Genomic DNA, 19,062 nt, shown 5'->3' with positions numbered 1-19,062 from the left:
CTATGCCTTCGACTGGTCCGGGGTGGACAGGCCGTCGCCCCAGTTCAGCCGGCGCGCGGCCTTGAAGGCGGCGCCGTCGCGCTTCCCGAGAATCCGCTCGGTTTGAGCGCCGTCCCGGCCGCAGAGCTTGAAGCCGATGCGTCCGTTCCCGGCGCTCCAGGGCGGCGCGATGATGCGGGCGTCGGGGCGCGCGCCGGGTTGGCGGGAGGCGGCGATGTAGACGAACTTCTCGTCCTCCCACGGCACCTCCGCCCCCTTGGCCATGCGGTGCAGGCGGGACCGGGCGACCCGGCGGGAGAAATGGCACCAGTCCGGGGCGGCCAGCGGGCAGGCGGCGCTGTGCACGCAGGGCGCCACCAGATGGGCGCCGGCGCTGACCAGCCGCTCCCGCGCCCGGACGATCCGCGCCCAGCCGGCGGGCGTGCCGGGTTCGACGATCAGCAGCGTCCCGGCGGTGAGCGACCACAGCCGGTCGACCAGCCGGTCGCGCGCCGGCTCTGCCAATTCGTCCAGCACATAAGCCAGCGTCACCAGATCGCGCGGCTCCAGACCGGGCAGGTCACCCGTGGCGTCGCCGGCCCGCCATGCGACCCGCGCGGGCGTCGCCGCTTGCGACAGCGTCTCGCCGACCGCGCGGATGGCCGGGCTGCCCTCGATCAGCAGGGCGTCGTCCAGGCTGACCCAGCAGTCGGACGCCGCCCACAGCGCGGTTCCCGGCCCGGCCCCGACGTCCAGGGCGGTGACCGGCGCGAAGTCGGGAAGCGCCTCGGCCACCGCCGCCATGCTGGAGCGGACGGCGGCGAAGGTGGCCGGCAGGCGGGTGGCGAGATAGGCCCGCGCCGCCAGATCGTCCGACAGGTGGAAACGCCCGTCCCGCACCTCCGCCCGGTAGCGTTGGGAGAGGCGGTCCGCCGCGCGCTTCAGATCGGACAGGGCGATGCCGTCGAGCGCGCGGTCCACCGCGTGGCGGAGCGAGGGGGGAAGTTCCATGGGTCCGGAGGAGCAGGCGTGGTCTCGTTCCGCCTGTTAGCACGCCGCCCGCCCCGCGCACACGGACAAAACAGAGCCCGGGACAAAACAGGGAACCGGCGCTTACGCCCGCACCTGCCGCAGGAAATCGTCCACCGCGCCGTTCAGGGTGCCGGCCAGCTCCGACAGGCGGTCGGCCGCCCCCATCATGGCGTCGGCGGAGCGCCCCGTGTCCACCGCCACCCGGCTGACGTCGCCGATGTTGGACGACACGTCGGTGTTCATGCACTCCACGATGCGCACGTTGTGGGTGATCTCCGAGGTCGCCTGGCGCTGCTGCTCGACCGCCGCGGCGATGCCGCTCACGCTCTCGCCGATCACGCCAATGGTGGAGCCGATGCGGGCGATGGCGTCAACCACACCCATGGTCGATTGCTGGATGCCATGGACCAGCGTGGCGATCTCCTCCGTCGAGGAAGCGGTTTGGGAGGCGAGCGCCTTCACCTCGGTGGCGACCACAGCGAAGCCCTTGCCGGCGTCGCCGGCCCGCGCCGCCTCGATGCTGGCGTTGAGCGCCAGAAGGTTGGTCTGCTGGGCGATGGCGGTGATGATGGCGACCACCTCGCCGATCTTCTGGGCGGAGTCCGACAGGCCCTTGGTGAGGCCGTCGGCGCGCCGGGATTCGGCGATGGCGTCCTCCGCCACGCTGCGCGACTGGGCGATCTGCTGTCCGATCCCGTCGATGGAGGCGGAGAGCTGCTCGCTGGCCGAGGCCACAGCGCCGACGTTGCTGGTCGCCGTGCCGGCGGCGTCCGCGGCGGCGCGGGTGCGCTGCGCGGTGTCCGACGCCATGCCGGCGACGGCGCGGGCGGAACCGGTGACCTCCGACGCCGCCACGGACAGCGACCCGGCCACCGCCTGCACGGTGCGCTCCAGCCCATCCGCCAACTCCGCCATCAGGGCGCGGCGCTCCTCCTCGGCACGGCGTTCCTGGTGCCGTCGGGTCTCTTCCGCCCGCTGGCGCGCGTCCAGGGCCTCGCGGAAGGCTTCGACCGCGCCGTGGATGTCGGCGATCTCGCGCAGGGGCGAGGGGCGCAGGGGCACCGCGCCCTCCCCACGGGTCAGCGCCTGGAGCGCCCGGCTGGCGTCACGCACCGGCTGCATGATGAAGCGGTAGCCCAGCAGCATGTTCAGGCCGCCGATCAGCCCGATCAGCACGAAAGCCCCCAGCGCGATCAGCGTCAGCCGGTCGAGCACCGCGGTCAGCGCCGCCGCGCCCTCCTGGCTGCGCGTGGTCACCGCATCGGAGGCGGCGTTCATCCCCTGCACCAGCCCGTCGACCAGCGTCCGGACCTCCTGGTTGTGGGCGTTGGCGTCGGTGGTCAGGCGCAGCGTCTCGGTGCGCTGCGTGAAGGCCTCGTCGAGTGCCGCGAAGGACGCGATGTCGTCGGCGACGCTCTCGAACTCGTCGGCGGACGGCAGATGCCGGCGCAGCTCCATGGCCTTCGCCATGTGCTCGCGGAACTGGCGCAGGTCGTTGCCGACGGCCGGCGGGTAGAGCTGGGACGGCAGGCGGGTCAGCAGGAACTTGGCGTCGCGGATCGTCGAGAAGAGCGTGGCGAGCGCCTGCTCGTCCGTCGGCTGCGCCGTCGCCCGCATCGCCGCGGACAGGCCGCGGGCGATGTCGCCCGACAGGCTTTCGGCGCGGCTGATGTTGAAGCCGAATTTCTTGTCCAGCGCTTCGACCTTGGCGCCGATGGCCGCGGCCTCCCGGCTCGCCGCGACCGCCTTGGCGACGGTCTGCGCGATCTCCGGCGCGGCGTTGGCCGACATCCGCGCCGCGTGGGCGTCCAGGCTGGTCAGCGCCTCGGCCCGCGTCGCCTCGTCTCCGCTGGCGATCACCGCCTCGCCCAGCTTGGCGAGCCGTTCGGCCTCCAGTGCGATCCGCTGGTTCTCGGCAACTTGCTGCGCCAGTTCGGCGTTGCCGTCGGCGATCCGCGTCGCCTCCATGGCGGTCATGCCGCCGAACACCGCCAAAGCGGCCACCACAACGCCCGCAATCAGGCAATCCACCACAACGACTTGAAAGGTCGAGCGTTTCGCCCGTTCATTCGCACCGGCTACCATCTCCGCACCTCATCCGCAGCGTTCCCCCGAACTCTTCATTCTTCCGGATGGGCTGCGCAGGGCGGCTCCTCCGGGGCTTTATTGTTTGAGTACCTATATGCTCGGGGATGTGGGTGTGAGGCTATTGTGGAAAACCGAAGACGGCGCCCGACCGTCCGGTGGGCGCCGCCTCTGGTTGTTGCCGATGCTGTGAAAAACGGAACGGGCGAAACTGTTACAGACCCGCGCCCTCTCCTCCGGCCAAGGCGACGCAGACGCGGTCGCGGCCTTCCAGGCTGCCGCAGCCGCCGCTGCGCTGGGAGACGAAGCGGATGACCACCCGCTCGCCCTTACCGACCGCGTGGGGCGGCAGCATCGCCTCGGCGACCAGGGTTTCCACCGTCCGCGACGGCGTCCGTCCGGAGCGGGCGGCGACCGGCGCGTCCCGGTCGGTGGCGGCGACGAATTCCGCGGGCGGGCGGGCGTCGCCACGACCGATCGGCTCCACCACGAACGGCGCCGGGCGGGGCTCCAGGGCGGCCACGGCGACCGGCGCGAGAGCGGCCGGGGTCTGCGGCACCGGCGCCACCGGTTCCGGCACCACCGCGGCGACGGCGATCGGTTCCGGCGCCGCCGGCTTGGTGGCGGGCTTGGCGGCCACCGCCACTGGCGTCGGCGCGGTTTGGGGCGCGGGAGCGCTCGCCGGAACGATGGCGACCTCGATCGCGCTGGCGCCCGCCGCCTGCGAAGGTTCGCGCGGCGCGGCGCCGCGCAGGTTCGGCGTCAGGGCGGCGATGTACATCCGGGTTTCGCGCGGCAGCCGCTGCTTGCCCGCCAGATGCGAGGCGTAGCAGGCCGGGCCGCAATTGTACGCGGCGAGGAAGCCCGGCGCGCCGAACAGGTCGTACATCTCGCGCAGATAGGCCGTGCCGGCCAGGATGTTGTCGCGCGGATCGGACGGATCGGACCCCAGCCCGTATTGCGTGCGCATCATGTCGTAGGTGCCGGGCATCACCTGCATCAGCCCGATGGCGCCGGCATGGCTGGTGATGGTGCGGCCGTTCACGACGGAACGTCCGCCGCTCTCGCGCATCATCACGGCCCTGATCCACTTCTCCGGCACGTCGAACCGTTCCGACGCCTCGCGCATGTGGGGCACCCAACGGCCGAGCGGGTCCTTCGGATCAATCGGGACTTCGGCCACCTCCGGGGCCTTGACGACGAGCTCCGCCGTTTCCGGAGCGTTCGAGGCGCAACCCGCCAAGCCGAGGGCGAGAATCAGGGCGGCACCGGCGGCGCGGGCCGCGGTGAAGTCGCGATAAGCCACGAGGAGGGGTCCGTGCTTGTTGCACAAAGATCGAAAGCGTTACCCTCTCTTTGCGATGTAATGGTGTCGGCTGTCAAGCAACAAGGCGGGTGTAATGTCCTGATTCCACGGCCTTTCCCTTTTTCATAGCCCATTGGAATGGTTTTCAGCCAAATGCTGTTCATCCGTATTCGCCCTTTTTCTGCCCCATTTGACACTGTTGCGGTCTTTGCCGGCGCGGGCGAGAGACCCATTCCTGTCACGCCCTAAACTTGCACGACCAATCGCCGCAGCCCGGGCAACCGCTTGACTTTTCAGAGTCCATTTCATATTGAATGAACGTTCATTTATAGACACGCAGCGATGCCCGACAGCTCTCCCCTTCCCCCGTCCCGGCGGTCCCGGCGCAAGGAGGCCCGCCCCGCCGAGGTGATCGAGGCGGCGCGCGACCTGTTCATCTCGCGCGGATTTGCCGCAACCAAGCTGGAGCATGTTGCCCGCCGGGCCGGCGTCAGCGTCGGGCTGCCCTACCTCTATTTCGAGAACAAGGAAGGGCTGTTCAAAGCGGTCGTCCGGCAATCCATCCTGCCGCAGTTCCAGATGGGCGAGGACCTGCTGGACAGCTTCACCGGCAGCAGCGAGGAGTTTCTGCGCGGCCTCGCCCGCGGCTTCTGGGAGATGGAGCAGAGCCCCAACGCCGGGCTGTCGAAGCTGGTCATCGCCGAGGCGCAGAACTTCCCCGACCTCGCCCGCTTCTACATGGAGGAGGTCGTTTTGCGCGGGCGGCGCTTCTTCATGCGCATCCTGCGCCGCGGCATCGAGCGTGGGGAATTCCGGCCGGTTGACGTGGAGCAGATGGCCCGCGTCATCGCCGCTCCGCTCAGCATGCTCTCGCTGTGGAACCACTCGCTGCGCCCCTTCGAGCCGGACCCCGCCGCGGCCTCCGCCGAATCCTACCTCGACGCCTATCTCGACCTCGTCCTCAACGGGCTGAGGGCCGAACCCAAGGACCGCACCCCATGATCGACGCTGCCCGTTCCGATGGTCCCGCCGCCAAGCCGCGGCGCCGCCTGCTGCTGCCCCTGCTGATCGTCGGGGCTCTGGCCGCGGGCGGCGTCGCCTGGAAGGTGACGAGCAGCCACGACGCGGTGTCGCCGGCCGCGGCCAGCCTGCCCCCGGCGGAGCGCGCGGTGGAGCTGTCGCCCGTCGAGCTGACCCGCATGGCCCCGCACCGCCTGACCGAGCTGGTGCGGCTCAGCGGTTCCGTGAAGCCGATGGAGCAGTCCATGGTGAAGTCGGAGGTCGCCGCCCGGCTGGTCGAGGTGCCGCTGCGCGAGGGGCAGGCCGTCCGCAAGGGCGAGGTTCTGGCCCGCTTCGACACGGTGGAGCTTCAGGCCAAGCTGGACGAGAAGCTGAGCAACCTGGAAGGCGCCAAGGCGCAGCTCGTCCTGGCCGACAAGACCCGCGCCAAGAATCTGGCGCTGCGCCAGAAAGACATCGTCTCGGAAACCAACATGGACCAGGCGCAGAGCACCTTCCGCTTCCAGCAGGCCACCGTCGCGGCGCTGGAGGCCCAGGTGGACCTCGCCCGCAAGGCGCTGCGCGACGCGGTGGTGGCGAGCCCGATCGACGGCACGGTCGCCGAGCGGGCGGTCAACCCCGGCGAGACGCTGGCGGTCAACGTCAAGATGTTCTCCGTCGTCGATCTCAGCCGGGTTGAGGTCGAGGCGGCGGTGCCCGCCGACGACGTGGCCCGGCTGAAGCCCGGCCAGACCGTGCGGCTGCGTGTGGAGGGCTTCGGCGAGCGCGACTTCGCCGGCCGGATCGCCCGCATCAACCCGATGGCCCGCGCCGGCACCCGCGCCATCCCCGTCTACATCGTCCTCGACAACGCTGATGGAGCCTTGCGCGGCGGCATGTTCGCCGCGGGCGACGCGGTGGTCGACGAGGTGGAGGGCGCCTTCGCCCTGCCCCCCGCCGCGGTCCGCCACGACCAGGACGGCGACTTCGTGCTGGTCGTCACCGGAGGACGGGTGGAGCGCCGCAAGGTCGAGGTGCTGGGCACCTGGGCGCGCGGCGATCTCGTGCAGGTGCGCGGGCTGGCCGATGGCGATCTGGCGGTGACCGCCCCCCTGCCCGGTCTGACCGCCGGGCGGGCCGTCACGGTCATGGGTTCGTAAGGGAGCGGGCCACGCCATGCCGATCACCCGCATCAGCGTCGACAACCCCGTCTTCGCCACCATGATGATGGTGGCGCTGATGGTGCTAGGCCTGTTCTCCTACAACCGGCTGGGCGTCGACCAGTTTCCCGACGTGGATTTCCCGCTGGTCGTCATCTCGACCGAGTATCCCGGCGCCAGCCCTGAATCGGTCGAGACCGACGTCACCCGTCCCGTCGAGGACGCGGTCAACACCATCGCCGGCATCAAGACGCTGACCTCCCGCTCCTACGAGAGCCAGTCGGTGGTAATCGCCGAGTTCGACCTGAAGACCGCCTCCACCCAGGCGTTGCAGGACGTGCGCGAGAAGGTGTCGGCGTTGCGTCCCAAGTTCCGCGACGAGGTCAAGGACCCGCAGATCACCCGCTTCAACCCGGACGACCAGCCCATCCTGTCCCTCGCGGTCAAGTCGGACATCCGGTCTTTGCGCGACCTGACCACCATGACCGACCAGATCGTCCTGAAGCGCCTGCAGAACGTGCGCGGCGTCGGGCGGGCGACCATCGCCGGCGGGGTGAAACGGCAGGTCCAGGTGCGGCTGCGCCCCGAACGGCTGGAGGCGCTGGGCGTCGGCGTCGATCAGGTCCTCAAGGCGATCCGCGACGAGAACCAGGACATCCCCGCCGGCACCGTCTCCGGCAACGGGGCGGAGCGCGTCGTCCAGGTCGATGGCCGCGTCATCAACCCTCGGGAACTGCTCGACATCATCGTCGCGCGCCGCGGCGGCGAACCGGTGCGGCTGCGCCAGGTCGCCGAGGTGCTCGACGGCCAGGAGGAACAGGACTCCGTCGCCCTGTTCAACGGGCAGCCGGCGCTGGCCGTCGATGTGGTGAAGATCCAGGGTTCCAACACGGTGGAGGTGGCGCGCGGCCTCTACAAGGCGCTGGACGAACTGCGCCGCGACGGCTCCCTACCCTCCGACGTCGCCCTGGAGGTGGTGCGCGACACCTCGCGCGGGATCACCAACTCGCTGACCAACGTCCAGCGCACGCTGGTCGAGGGCGGCGTGCTGACCATCGCCATCGTCATGGTCTTCCTGGGCTCTTGGCGCAGCACGGTGATCACCGCGCTGACCCTGCCGGTGGCGGTGATGGGCACCTTCGGCGTGCTGGCGGCCTTCGGCTTCACCCTGAACACGATGACGCTCATGGCGCTGTCGCTGGCGATCGGCATCCTGATCGACGACGCCATCGTAGTGCGCGAGAACATCATGCGCCACCTCGGCAAGGGCCAGGGGCACCGGCAGGCGGCGCTGGACGGCACCAAGGAGATCGGTCTGGCGGTCCTGGCGACGACGCTGACCATCGTGGCGGTGTTCCTGCCCGTGGCCTTCATGGGCGGCATCATCGGGCGCTTCTTCCTGCAATTCGGCATCACCGTGTCCGCGGCGGTGCTGATCTCGCTGTTCGTGTCCTTCACGCTGGACCCCATGCTGTCCAGCCTGTGGTACGACCCGGCGGCCCACGGACGGCACGGGCGCGGCGTCTTCGGCCGCTTCGCGGCCGGCTTCCAGGGCGCTTTCGACGCGCTGGCGCGGGTCTACGGCCGGACGCTCCGCTGGGCGCTGCGCTGGCGCTGGCTGGTCCTGCTGATGGCCCTGGGGATCTTCGTCGGCAGCTTCTTCCTGGTGCCGCGCATCGGCGTCGAGTTTGTGCCCGCCGCCGACCTCGGGGAATCCATCGTCGACGTGGAAACGCCGGTCGGCTCGTCCCTCGACTACACGGCGGCCAAGCTGCGGCAGGTGGAGGCGGCGATCCGCGAGTTCCCGGAGGTCGCCTACACCTACTCCACGGTGAACACGGGCGCGTCGGTCGGCAAGAATCGGGGCAGCGTCTATGTCCGGCTGAAGCCGATCGACCAGCGCACCCGCACCCCGAACACGCTGGCGCCGCCGTTGCGCGACCGGCTGTCGGCGATCCCCGGCGTCCAGATCGGAATCGGCATTCCCGGCGTCGGCGGCGTGCAGAAGCAGATCCAGGTGTCCGTCCAGGGCCGCGACATCGCGGAGCTGGACCGCATCGGCAAGCAGGTGACTGCCGCCATGGCCGGCATCCGCGGCTTTGTGGACGTGGACGTCAGCCTGAAGGCCGCCAAGCCGACCCTCTCGGTGCGGCTGGAGCGCGATCTGGCGAGCGACCTCGGCGTCGGTACGGCCCAGGTGGCGAACACGTTGCGTCCCCTCTTCGCCGGCGACAAGGTGTCGACCTGGAAGGCGCCGGACGGCGAGACCTACGACGTACTGGTGCGTCTGCCGGAAAGCGACCGGGTGGGCCGCGCCGACCTCGACCGCATCTACCTGACCGGCTCCAACGACGCCGAGGGGGCGCCGCGCATGGTGCCGCTGTCGCAGGTCAGCCGGGTCGAGACGACGCTCGGCGCCTCGCAGATCAACCGCCGCGACCTGTCCCGCGAGGTCAACGTCCAGGCCAACGTCCAGGGGCGCCCGGCCGGCGACGCCGGCAAGGAGCTTCAGGCGGCCATCGCGGAGATCAAGCTGCCGCCCGGCTACCGCATCGTCTTCGGCGGCTCGACCAAGGACATCGCCGAAACGTCGGCCTACGCCACCCAGGCGCTGCTGCTGGCGGTGATCCTGATCTACCTGATCCTGGCCTCGCAGTTCGGCAGCTTCCTCCAGCCCATCGCCATCATGATGTCGCTGCCGCTGTCGCTGGTCGGGGTGTTCCTGGGGCTTCTGGTCGCCGGCTCTACGCTGAACATCTTCAGCGCCATCGGCTTCATCATGCTGATGGGTCTGGTGACCAAGAACGCCATCCTGCTGGTCGACTTCGCCAACCAGGCCCGCGCCCGCGGGGTGGACCTGCGCGACGCGGTGGTGGAGGCCGGCATCATCCGCCTGCGCCCCATCATCATGACCACCATGGCGATGATCTTCGGCATGATCCCGCTGGCGCTCGGCATCGGCGAAGGCGCGCAGCAGCGCGCACCCATGGCCCACGCGGTGATCGGTGGCCTCATCAGCTCCACCCTGCTCACCCTGCTGGTGGTGCCGGTGATCCTGACCTACCTCGACGCGCTGTCCCGGCGCTTCAAGCGCTGGTTCGCCCACAAGGACCCGGACGCGGTGGCGCACGGTGCCTCTGCAGAGTAACTCTTCACCCCAGATGCTCCAGCATCAGGAACAGTCCGAGCGCCAGTAGGCCGAGGAAGAAGCAGCGCCGGAACACCTCCGCCCGCACTCGCCGGCGGAGGCTCTGGCCGAGCGCCATCCCGGCCAGGGCGGGCAGCAGCGAGGCCAGCGAGCCCCAGGCCAGCGTGCCGTCGAACAGCCCATGCTGCGCCAGACCGGCGGCCAAAGCCAGCGTGGACACCGTGAAGGACAGGCCGAGCGCCTGGATCAGCCGGTCGCGCTCCAGCTCCAGCGCCTGGAGGTAGGGCACGGCGGGGATGACGAAGACGCCGGTGGCCGCCGTCACCACACCGGTCGCCACGCCGACCAACGGCGACAGCCAGGATTCCGCCGCGGGCGGCACCCGCAGCGGCAGCTTCACCAGCCCGGCCACCGCATAGAGCGCCAACGCTCCGCCCAGAGCCGCCGCGGCCTGCCCCGACGAGGCGCCGGCCAGCAGCCCCGCCCCGGCCCAGGTGCCCAGCGTGATCCCCAGCATCATCGGCCAGAACCGCTCGATGGTGGCGCCGAGGCCGGGGCCGAAGGCCAACTGCCAGAGATTCGTCACCAGCGAAGGCACGATCAGGATCACCGCCGCCTCGGCGGGCGGCATGACGAGGCCGAGCAGACCCATGGCAACGGTCGGCAGGCCCAGGCCGATCATGCCCTTGACGAACCCGGCGAGCAGGAAGGTCAGGGCCATGGCGGCGACAATGAAGAGGGGAAGGTCGGTCATGACCACCAGTTGAAGCCCGACCACGTCTTGCGGCAATGTGGATGTCACGCAGCCAGCCTTCGGGTTTGACGAAGGCTGCTGCCCTGCCGGAGACCCGCCCATGCGCTTCGACCTGACCGACCTGCGGCTGTTCCTGAACGTGGCGGAGGCGGAGAGCATCACCCACGGCGCGGAGCGCACGCACCTCGCCCTCGCCTCGGCGAGCGCGCGCATCCGCGGGATGGAGGAGACGCTCGGCGTGCCGCTGCTGGAGCGCGGGCGGCGTGGTGTCCGCCCGACCCCGGCGGGTGAGGCGCTGGTCCATCACGCCCGCCTCCTCCTCCAGCAGGTGGAGCGGATGCGCGGCGAGCTGGGCGATTACGCGAAGGGGCTGAAGGGCCATGTGCGGCTGCTGTCCAACACCGCCGCCCTGGCGGAATTCCTGCCCGAGGCCCTGGGGCCCTTCCTCGCCACTCACCCCAACATCGACATCGACCTGGAGGAAAGGCCCAGCCACGAGATCGTGCGGGCGGTGGCGGAGGGGCTGGCCGACGCCGGGGTGGTGTCCGATCACGCCGACCTGTCGGGACTGGAGGTGTTTCCCTTCCGCACCGACCGCATGGTGCTGGTCACGCCGCACGGCCACCCGCTGGCCAACCGCCGCAGCGTCGCCTTGCGCGAGGTTCTGGAAGAGGATTTCGTCGGGCTGGCGACGCGCAACGCCCTTCAGCAGCACATCAACGAGCACGCCATCCGCGCCGGCCGCCCGCTGAAGCTGCGCGTGCGGGTGCGTGGCTTCGACGGGATCTGCCGGATGGTCGAGCAAGGGGTGGGGCTCGGCATCGTCCCGGAAGCCTCGGCGAAGCGCTGCCGCCGCTTCACGAAAATCCGTGCGGTGCGCCTGACCGACCCCTGGGCGGTCCGCTCGCTGGTCGTCTGCGTCCGCCGGCTGGACGCGCTGCCCGGCCACAGCCGCGAACTGGTGACGCGGCTGGCCGGCGCTGTTCAACCCGATCCCCTCTGGGGAGAGGGTGGCCCGGAGGGCCGGTGAGGGGGGTGCGCTTTTGCCGAACGCATCGCCACGCGCAACCCCCTCACCCTAACCCTCTCCCCGGAGGGGAGAGGGAAAACAGCCTTGTGGAGCCCTCATTCCGCGCCCGGCACCGGCTGCGGCGCCTCCGGGGCGGCGCCGTGACGGCGCTTCCACAGGCGGGAGACGGCGTTGCCAGCGTCCTCCATGTAGAGGAACAGCACCGGCGTAATGTAGAGCGTCAGGATCTGCGACACGCACAGGCCGCCGACCACCGCGAGGCCGAGCGGCTGGCGAAGCTCCGCGGCGGCGCCGTGGGCGACGGCGATGGGCAGGGTGCCCATGATCGCCGCCATGGTCGTCATCATGATCGGGCGGAAGCGCAGCAGGCAGGCCTGCTCAATCGCCTCGCGCGCGGTCATGCCCTGGTTGCGCTGCGCGTCGATGGCGAAGTCGATCATCATGATCGCGTTCTTCTTCACGATGCCGATCAGCATCAGGATGCCGATGATCGCGATGACGCTCAGCTCCTGCCCGAACACCATCAGCGTCGCCAGCGCCCCGATGGCCGCGGACGGCAGGCCGGACAGGATGGTCAGCGGGTGGATGAAGCTCTCGTACAGCACGCCGAGCACGATGTAGATCACCAGAACCGCGGCGAGCAGCAGCAGTCCCTGGCTTTTCTGCGCGTCCTCGAACACCTGGGCGGTGCCGGCGAAGCCGGTGGTGATGCCCGGCGGCAGGGCCATCTCCATCTCCGCCTGCCGGACGGCGTTCACCGCCTCGCCCAGCGAATGGCCCGGCGCCACGTTGAAGGACAGGGTGACGGCGGGCAACTGGCCCTGGTGGTTGACCGTCAGCGGACCGGCGGTGCGCTGCACGCTGGCGAAGGCGTCCAGCGGCACCAGCTTGCCGGAGCCGGAGCGCACATAGATTCGCGACAGCGCGTTGTCGTCCTGCTGGTATTTCGGCGCCAGCTCGATCAGCACCTGATAGTCGTTGGTCGGCGTGTAGATGGTCGAGACCTGCCGCTGGCCGAAGGCGCTGTAGAGGGTGGAGCGCACCTGATCGACGCCGATCCCCAGCGTCGCCGCCTTCTCGCGGTCCACATGCACATAGGCCTGCGGGCTGTTGAGCTGAAGATCGCTGGTCACGTCCTGCAGGATCGGGATGTCGTGCATCGCCCGCTCCAGCCTTGCGGACCACGCGTACAGCTCCTCCGGGTTCAGGCCCTGGATGGTGTACTGGAACTCGTTCTTGGACGAACGGCCGCCGATGCGCAGATTCTGCACCGGCTGCATGTACACCGCCATGCCGGGAATCCCGGCGAGCTGGCGGCGGAGCTGCTGGATCACCTCGCCGGCCGGCGGCCGCTCGGCGCGCGGCTTCAGCACGACGAACATGCGGCCGGTGTTGACCGAATTGCCGCCGATGGCGACCGACGAGGTCATGTCGGCCACCGCCGGGTGGGCCTGGATGATCCGCGCCACCTCCTGCTGCCGCTCTGCCATGGCCGGGAAGGAGATGTCGGGAGCGGCCTCCGTCGAGACGGTGATCTGGCCGATGTCCTCGGTCGGGAAGAAGCCCTTGGGAATCGCCTGGAACAGCAGGGCGGAGCCGACCACCGTCGCGATCATCACGAGCCCCATCACCGGGCGGTGCCTCAGCGCCATCCGCAGCGTCACGGCGTAGCCGCGGTGCAGCGCGCTGAACCCGCCCTCCAGGACGCGGCCGAACCAGCCCTCCTTGGCACCGTGCGGTTCGTGGGTCAGCAGGCGCGCGCACATCATCGGCGTCAGCGTCAGCGCCACGAAGGCCGAGGCGCTGATCGCCATGGTCACCACCAGCGCGAACTCGTGGAAGACGCGCCCGACCACACCGCCCATCAGCAGGATCGGGATGAAGACGGCCACCAGCGACACGGTGATCGAGATGATGGTGAAGCCGATCTCCCGTGAGCCCTTGAGGGCCGCCTCGAAGGGCTTCATCCCCTCTTCGACGTAGCGGACGATGTTCTCCATCATCACGATGGCGTCGTCGACGACGAGGCCGACCGCCAGCGTCAGCGCCATCAGCGAGATGTTGTCGATGGAGAAGCCCATCAGATGCATCCCGCCCGCCGTCGCGATCAGCGAGATCGGCACGGTCAGCGCCGGGATCATCGTCGCCGTCAGGCGGCGCAGGAACAGGAAGATGACCAGAACGACCAGCGCGATGGTCAGGCCCAGCGTGAACTGCACGTCCTCCACCGCCTCGCGGATCGAGGTGGAGCGGTCGTTCACCACCTCGACCTTGGCGCTGGGCGGAAGCTGCGCGCGGAAGCTGGGCAGCAGGTTGCGCACCCGGTCGACCACGTCCACCGTGTTGGCGTCGGGTTGGCGCTGCACGGCCATGACGATGGCGCGGGTGCCGTTGTGCCAGCTCGCCGTGCGGGCGTTCTCGACGCTGTCCAGCACGGTCGCCACGTCGCCCAGCCGGACCGGGGCGCCGTTGCGGTAGGCGACGATCAGGCCGCGGAAGGCTTCGGCGTCGGGAAGCTGCGGGTTGGCGGCCAGCACGAGCTGCTGCCTGGCGCCGGACAGCGTGCCGACCGGGGTGTTGGCGTTGGCGGCGGCCAGCGATTTCTGAAGCTCGTCGATGCCGATGCCGCGCACGGCCAGCGCGTTGGGGTCCACCTGGACGCGCACGGCGTATTTCTGCGCGCCGTAGATCTGCACCTGGGCAACGCCCGGCAGGGTGGCGACCTTGGGCTGGACCGCGGTTTCCGCGAAGTCGTTCAGCGACGACAGCGTTAGAGTCGGCGAGGAGAGGGCCAGCATCAGCACCGGCTGGTCGGCCGGGTTCACCTTGCGGTAGCTGGGCGCGGTGGTCATCTCCGCCGGCAGACGGCGCTGGGTGCGGGCGATGGCCGCCTGCACGTCCTGGGCGGCGGCGTCGATGTCGCGCTCCAGGACGAACTGGATGGTGATCGAGGTGTTGCCGAGGCTCGATGTCGAGGTGATCGTGTCGATGCCGGCGATGGTCGAGAATTCGCGCTCCAGCGGGCTGGCGACCGAGGCCGCCATGGTTTCCGGGCTGGCGCCGGGCAGCGTGGCGGAGACGTTGATGACCGGGAAATCGACCCGCGGCAGCGCCGCGACGGGCAGTTGGCGGTAGGCGGCGAGGCCCCCCAGAACCAGCGCCGCCGTCAGCAGGATGGTCATCACCGGACGGCGGATGCACAGTTCCGAGAGGGTCATGACGCGCCTCCGGTGAGCGGAGCCTTGCCGTTGGCGCCATCCTTGCCGCCGTTCTTGGCGGCGGCGACCTTGGCGCCGGGATAGAGGCGGGACTGGCCGTCCACCACCACGCGCTCACCGGCCTGCACCCCGTCGGCGATGACGGCGATGCCCTCCTGGCTGCGCGCCACGGCGACGTTGCGGATCTCCACCGTGTCGTCGGGCTTGACCACATAGACGAAGCGGCCCTGCTGGCCGGTCTGCACCGCCTCCTCCGGCAGCGTCAGCGCCTGCGGCTCGACCCGCAGGGTCAGCACCACGTCGACGAACTGTCCGGGCCACAGCCGGGTGTCGGCGTTTTCGAACTGGCCCTTCACCAGGATCGTGCCGGTCTGCTGATCGACTTGGCTGTCCACGAAATTCAGAACGCCTTCGGCGGGCGGCACGGCAGCGCCTGGGATGCCGGCGGTGACGGACAGCTTGCTTGTCTCCATCGCCGCGCGGATGGTCGGCAGGTGGCGTTCCGGCACGTTGAAGGCGACGGTGATCGGGCGGAGCTGGGTCAGCGTGACCAGCGGCGTGGCGTCCGCCGCGCGGACCATCGTGCCGGGCTTGGCGTTCACCGCACCGGTGCGCCCGTCCATGGGCGCGGCGATGCGGGTGAAGCTGAGCGAGACCTTGGCCGCCTCGATGGCCGCCTGCCCGGCCTTCACCGTGGCCTCCAGCGCATCGGCGGCGGCCACCGCCGCGTCATACTGCTGGCGAGCGACGGTGTTGGAGCGGACGAGCTGCTCGTAACGCTTCACATCGCCCCGCGCCTTGTCGAGGTTGGCGCGGTCGCGCTCCAGATTGGCCTGGGCCTGACGGAGCTGCGCCTCCAGGGCGCGGGAGTCGAGGGTGAACAGCAGGTCGCCCGCCTTCACCTCCTGCCCCTCGGTGAAGTGGACCGTCTCGACCACCGAATCGACGCGCGCCTTGATGGCGATGGCCGCCACCGGCTGGACCGAGCCGATGGTGCCCAGCCGCTCCGGCACCGCGCGCTGCTCGACCTGGCGGATGACCACCGGGAGGGCGCGTGGTCCGGCCGGGGCGGCGGCCTTCGCCGTCTGCGCGTCGGCCCCGCCCGCCCGGTGCGTGTACCAGTAACCGCCGCCCATCAGCGCGGCCAGCAGGAGCGCAAACAGCGCTATGCGTTTCGTCACATCGAACTCCCGGTGGGGCTGCCCGGTCCGGCCGGAGCGCGCCATCCCGCCATAAGGCAATGCGGCCCATTATCGCAGGAGAGGCTTTGCAGGTTAATGTCCATCCTACAGCCATTTGGTAACAGACTGTAACAGCGGGTATGGGCTGCGGAGCGATTCGGCGATGCTGGACCTAAAGAATTTGGAAGCCTTCGTGTGGATCGCCCGTTTGGGCGGCTTCCGCGCTGCGGCCGGGCGGCTGAACACCACCCAACCGGCCATCTCGGCCCGCATCGCCCAGCTGGAAAAGGAGTTGGGCGTCCAGCTGTTCAACCGTGGCACGCGGCGGGTGACGCTGACGCTGAAGGGCATGGAGCTGCTGGACCACGCCGAGCGGATGCTGACGCTCCAGGCCGAGCTGGTGCACGCGGTGGCCGAATCGACGACCCTGCGCGGGCTGATCCGGCTCGGCGTGGCCGAGACCATCGTGCACACATGGCTCAGCCGCCTGATCGAGCGGCTGCACAACCGCTTCCCCCTGGTCAGCCTGGAGATCGAGGTCGACACCTCCATCCATCTGCGCAACGGGCTGCTGGCCCACGACCTCGACATCGCCTTCATGCTGGGACCGGTGGCCGAGCCGGACATGCGCAACGAGGCGTTGAGCAGCTATTCCATGGCCTGGGTGGCCAGCCCATCGCTCGACCTCCCCGCCGGGCGGCTGGGGCTGGCCGATCTGGCGCGGTATCCGGTCATCACCTTTTCCCGGCAGACCAAGCCGTCTGTGGCCATCCAGCAGATGTTCAAGCGGCCCGGCCTGCCGCCGCTGCGCTTCTACGGCAACAGCTCGCTCGCCAGCATCGTGCGGATGACCCTGGACGGCATCGGCATCAGCGCCATTCCGCCCGCGGTGATCGAGCGCGAACTGGCCGAGGGGCTGCTGCGGCTGATCCCGGCGGAGGACCCGTTGCCCGACCTTGACTTCACCATCTGCCACCCGGTGGACAGCGACAACCCGCTGGTGCCCATCGTGGCGGATATGGCATTGGAGATCGTGCGGGCGCAGCGGCACGGGGCGCCCACTGATAAACGCCGTTTATCGCAAACGATCCAAAATGAAAATTTGACGGATCGGTCCGATGCGTGAACCCTTAGGACACAACAGTTCGGTCACCGAGGTTTTGCCGGCCATGCAGTCCGTGACCCCAAGCACCCCGTCCCCGACCGGCGCCGCGTCCGCCGCCCTGCTGGCGCGTCTGGCGATCCGCCGGGGGGAGCATCGCGGGCCGACCGCCGGACTGGCGCCGGGCCATGTGCAGGCGAACCTCGCCATCGTCCCCGCCGATGCGGCCCCCGCCTTCGAACGCTTCTGCCGCGCCAACCCCGTGCCCTGCCCGCTGCTCGCCGTGTCGACGCCGGGCGGTCACCGCTTCGCGGAGCTGGGCGCGGACCTCGACCTGCGCACCGACTTCCCGCGCTACCGCGTCTACCGCGACGGCCTTCTGGCCGAGGAGCCGGAGGACCTGCTGTCGGTCTGGCGCGACGATCTGGTCGCCTTCGCCATCGGCTGCTCCTTCTCCTTTGAAGAAGCGCTGCTCGCCGCCGGCCTGCCGGTCCGCCACATCGAGCGCGGCTGCAACGTGCCGATGTACGTGACCGACCGGGACTGCGTGGCCGTTCCGCCCTTCGCCGGGCGCATGGTGGTGTCGATGCGCCCGATGACGCCTGCCCAGGCCGAGCGCGCCGCCGCGGTGACCGGACGCTACGCCGCCGTGCACGGCGCGCCGGTGCACATCGGCGACCCGGCGGCGCTCGGCATCCGCGACCTCGCCCGGCCGGAATTCGGCGACGCCGTTCCGCTCGCCCACGGCGAGGTCCCCGTCTTCTGGGCCTGCGGGGTCACCCCCCAGATGGCGCTCGCCGCCGCCCGCCTGCCTTTCGCCATCGCCCACAGCCCAGGCCACATGCTGGTCACCGACCGGCTGAACGCCGAGCTGGAGGGCGTGTCCCCTTCGGTCGCGCAACTTTTTCGATAAGAACAGGGAGCTTTCCAACCATGACCGCGATCACCCTGCGGACCCGCCTCGCCGCCGCCGCCTTCGGCATCGGCCTCTGCGCCACCCCGGTCGCGGGCTTCGCCGAGACCTGGGACATGCCGACCCCCTATCCCGACACGAACCTGCACACCATCACGGTGCGCCAGTTCGCCGAGGACGTGAAGGCGGCGACCAACGGCAAGATCCAGATCACCGTCCATTCCAACGGCTCGCTGGTCAAGCATCCGGAGATCAAGCGCGCGGTCCAGTCCGGGCAGGCCCAGATCGGCGAGGTGCTCATCAGCTCCTGGGCGAACGAGGACCCGCTCTATGGCCTCGATTCCGTGCCCTTCCTGGCGACCGACTTCGCCGCGTCGAAGAAGCTCTACGAGGCGTCCAAGCCCTACCTGGAAAAGAAGCTGGAGCGTCAGCGCCTGAAGCTCCTCTATTCGATTCCGTGGCCGCCGCAGGGCCTCTACGTGAAGCAGGAGATCAGCTCCGTCGCCGACCTGAAGGGGCAGAAGTTCCGCGCCTACAACCCGGCGACCACCCGCATCGCCGAGTTGGCCGGCGCCGTGCCGACCAAGATCGAGGCCGCCGAAGTGTCGCAGGCCTTCGGCACGGGCATCGTCACCGCCATGATGACCTCCGCCGCCACCGGCGTTGACACCAAGGCGTGGGACTTCGTGAACGTCTATTACGACGTGCAGGCCTGGCTGCCGCGCAACATGGTGTTTGTCAGCACCGAGGTCTGGAAGGGCCTGGACGACGCCACGAAGAAGGCCGTCGAGCAGGCCGCCGCCAAGGCCGAGGCCACCGGCTGGACCGAGTGGGAGAAGAAGACGGCGGAGCTGAACCAGACGCTGTCCGGCAACGGCATGAAGGTGCTGACCCCGTCCCCGGCGATCAAGGACGGCTTCGCCGCCATCGGCAAGACGATGACCGAGGAATGGACCAAGGCCGCCGGCGCCGACGGCGAGGCGATCATTTCGGCCTTCCGGAAGTAAGCGGCGCTCCTTGCCCCCTCCCCGACCCTCCCCCGCTTCGCGGGAGAGGGAGACTGATCCCCTCCCTCGCCAAAGGCGGGGGAGGGTTAGGGAGGGGGCAAAGCTACCCCAAAAAAAAGACATCCCCCGCCCGCCCTACCCGGAGGTG

13 protein-coding genes are annotated in these 19,062 nt (G+C 69.8%); 7 read left to right on the top strand and 6 right to left on the bottom strand.

Annotated features, from left to right (window positions below):
* The 3 genes from ACWPN5_RS19525 to ACWPN5_RS19515 form a co-directional block, all read right to left on the bottom strand.
* Positions 1-990 (bottom strand): small ribosomal subunit Rsm22 family protein, encoded by a 990-nt coding sequence (locus ACWPN5_RS19525; RefSeq protein WP_145680605.1) that lies wholly within the window; start codon positions 988-990, stop codon positions 1-3.
* Between the two features lie 102 nt (positions 991-1,092).
* Positions 1,093-3,042, bottom strand: a complete 1,950-nt coding sequence (locus ACWPN5_RS19520) for a methyl-accepting chemotaxis protein (protein WP_247888073.1) — start codon at positions 3,040-3,042, stop codon at positions 1,093-1,095.
* Positions 3,043-3,310: 268 nt separating this feature from the next.
* The gene (locus ACWPN5_RS19515) at positions 3,311-4,402 is read right to left on the bottom strand and encodes a lytic transglycosylase domain-containing protein (protein WP_492296948.1); all 1,092 of its coding nucleotides are present in this window, start codon (positions 4,400-4,402) and stop codon (positions 3,311-3,313) included.
* A gap of 342 nt (positions 4,403-4,744) precedes the next feature.
* On the opposite strand from ACWPN5_RS19515, the gene ACWPN5_RS19510 reads away from it, so the two are divergent.
* The 3 genes from ACWPN5_RS19510 to ACWPN5_RS19500 are packed head-to-tail and all read left to right on the top strand — an operon-like array spanning position 4,745 to position 9,709.
* Positions 4,745-5,404 (top strand): TetR/AcrR family transcriptional regulator, encoded by a 660-nt coding sequence (locus tag ACWPN5_RS19510; protein ID WP_145680603.1) that lies wholly within the window; start codon positions 4,745-4,747, stop codon positions 5,402-5,404.
* Positions 5,401-6,561: an efflux RND transporter periplasmic adaptor subunit gene (locus tag ACWPN5_RS19505; protein ID WP_492296946.1), complete on the top strand. Its 1,161-nt coding sequence runs from the start codon at positions 5,401-5,403 to the stop codon at positions 6,559-6,561. The genes ACWPN5_RS19510 and ACWPN5_RS19505 overlap by 4 nt, the downstream gene beginning before the upstream one ends.
* Positions 6,562-6,577: 16 nt before the next feature.
* Complete coding sequence (locus tag ACWPN5_RS19500; protein ID WP_492296944.1) at positions 6,578-9,709, top strand: efflux RND transporter permease subunit; 3,132 nt, start codon at positions 6,578-6,580, stop codon at positions 9,707-9,709.
* Positions 9,710-9,713: 4 nt separating this feature from the next.
* Here ACWPN5_RS19500 and ACWPN5_RS19495 read toward each other — a convergent pair whose 3' ends face one another.
* Positions 9,714-10,463, bottom strand: a complete 750-nt coding sequence (locus ACWPN5_RS19495; protein ID WP_145681149.1) for a sulfite exporter TauE/SafE family protein — start codon at positions 10,461-10,463, stop codon at positions 9,714-9,716.
* A 100-nt stretch (positions 10,464-10,563) separates the two neighbouring features.
* Between ACWPN5_RS19495 and ACWPN5_RS19490 the strand changes: the two genes are divergently transcribed.
* Entirely contained in the window at positions 10,564-11,493 is a 930-nt protein-coding gene (locus tag ACWPN5_RS19490) for a LysR family transcriptional regulator (protein WP_492296942.1), read from the top strand.
* A gap of 95 nt (positions 11,494-11,588) precedes the next feature.
* Here the strand turns inward: ACWPN5_RS19490 and ACWPN5_RS19485 are convergent, their stop codons facing one another.
* Both ACWPN5_RS19485 and ACWPN5_RS19480 read right to left on the bottom strand, forming a co-directional pair.
* A complete protein-coding gene (locus ACWPN5_RS19485; RefSeq protein WP_492296940.1) occupies positions 11,589-14,711 on the bottom strand; it encodes an efflux RND transporter permease subunit in 3,123 nt (1,040 codons plus the stop codon).
* Positions 14,708-15,892 (bottom strand): efflux RND transporter periplasmic adaptor subunit, encoded by a 1,185-nt coding sequence (locus ACWPN5_RS19480; RefSeq protein ID WP_247888071.1) that lies wholly within the window; start codon positions 15,890-15,892, stop codon positions 14,708-14,710. The genes ACWPN5_RS19485 and ACWPN5_RS19480 overlap by 4 nt, the downstream gene beginning before the upstream one ends.
* A gap of 163 nt (positions 15,893-16,055) precedes the next feature.
* On the opposite strand from ACWPN5_RS19480, the gene ACWPN5_RS19475 reads away from it, so the two are divergent.
* Genes ACWPN5_RS19475 through ACWPN5_RS19465 form a run of 3 tightly spaced genes read left to right on the top strand, consistent with a single transcriptional unit; the run spans position 16,056 to position 18,914 of the window.
* The gene (locus tag ACWPN5_RS19475; protein ID WP_492296939.1) at positions 16,056-17,018 is read left to right on the top strand and encodes a LysR family transcriptional regulator; all 963 of its coding nucleotides are present in this window, start codon (positions 16,056-16,058) and stop codon (positions 17,016-17,018) included.
* 43 nt (positions 17,019-17,061) lie between these two features.
* Positions 17,062-17,907, top strand: a complete 846-nt coding sequence (locus tag ACWPN5_RS19470) for a putative hydro-lyase (RefSeq protein ID WP_145680596.1) — start codon at positions 17,062-17,064, stop codon at positions 17,905-17,907.
* Positions 17,908-17,927: 20 nt separating this feature from the next.
* The gene (locus tag ACWPN5_RS19465) at positions 17,928-18,914 is read left to right on the top strand and encodes a TRAP transporter substrate-binding protein (protein WP_492296937.1); all 987 of its coding nucleotides are present in this window, start codon (positions 17,928-17,930) and stop codon (positions 18,912-18,914) included.
* The last annotated feature ends 148 nt before the right edge of the window (positions 18,915-19,062 follow it).

The sequence above is a fragment of the Azospirillum sp. UENF 211521 genome (assembly GCF_058780535.1).
Note: the sequence above shows the minus strand (reverse complement) of the source record. Positions and strands in the feature narration are given on the sequence as shown.

Bases quoted from the DNA above. Each gene is read 5' to 3' on its own strand.
- ACWPN5_RS19525 (WP_145680605.1), bottom strand. From the start codon at position 990: ATGGAACTTCCCCCCTCGCTCCGCCACGCGGTGGACCGCGCGCTCGAC.
- ACWPN5_RS19510 (WP_145680603.1), top strand. From the start codon at position 4,745: ATGCCCGACAGCTCTCCCCTTCCCCCGTCCCGGCGGTCCCGGCGCAAG.
- ACWPN5_RS19505 (WP_492296946.1), top strand. From the start codon at position 5,401: ATGATCGACGCTGCCCGTTCCGATGGTCCCGCCGCCAAGCCGCGGCGC.
- ACWPN5_RS19500 (WP_492296944.1), top strand. From the start codon at position 6,578: ATGCCGATCACCCGCATCAGCGTCGACAACCCCGTCTTCGCCACCATG.
- ACWPN5_RS19495 (WP_145681149.1), bottom strand. From the start codon at position 10,463: ATGACCGACCTTCCCCTCTTCATTGTCGCCGCCATGGCCCTGACCTTC.
- ACWPN5_RS19490 (WP_492296942.1), top strand. From the start codon at position 10,564: ATGCGCTTCGACCTGACCGACCTGCGGCTGTTCCTGAACGTGGCGGAG.
- ACWPN5_RS19485 (WP_492296940.1), bottom strand. From the start codon at position 14,711: ATGACCCTCTCGGAACTGTGCATCCGCCGTCCGGTGATGACCATCCTG.
- ACWPN5_RS19475 (WP_492296939.1), top strand. From the start codon at position 16,056: ATGCTGGACCTAAAGAATTTGGAAGCCTTCGTGTGGATCGCCCGTTTG.
- ACWPN5_RS19470 (WP_145680596.1), top strand. From the start codon at position 17,062: ATGCAGTCCGTGACCCCAAGCACCCCGTCCCCGACCGGCGCCGCGTCC.
- ACWPN5_RS19465 (WP_492296937.1), top strand. From the start codon at position 17,928: ATGACCGCGATCACCCTGCGGACCCGCCTCGCCGCCGCCGCCTTCGGC.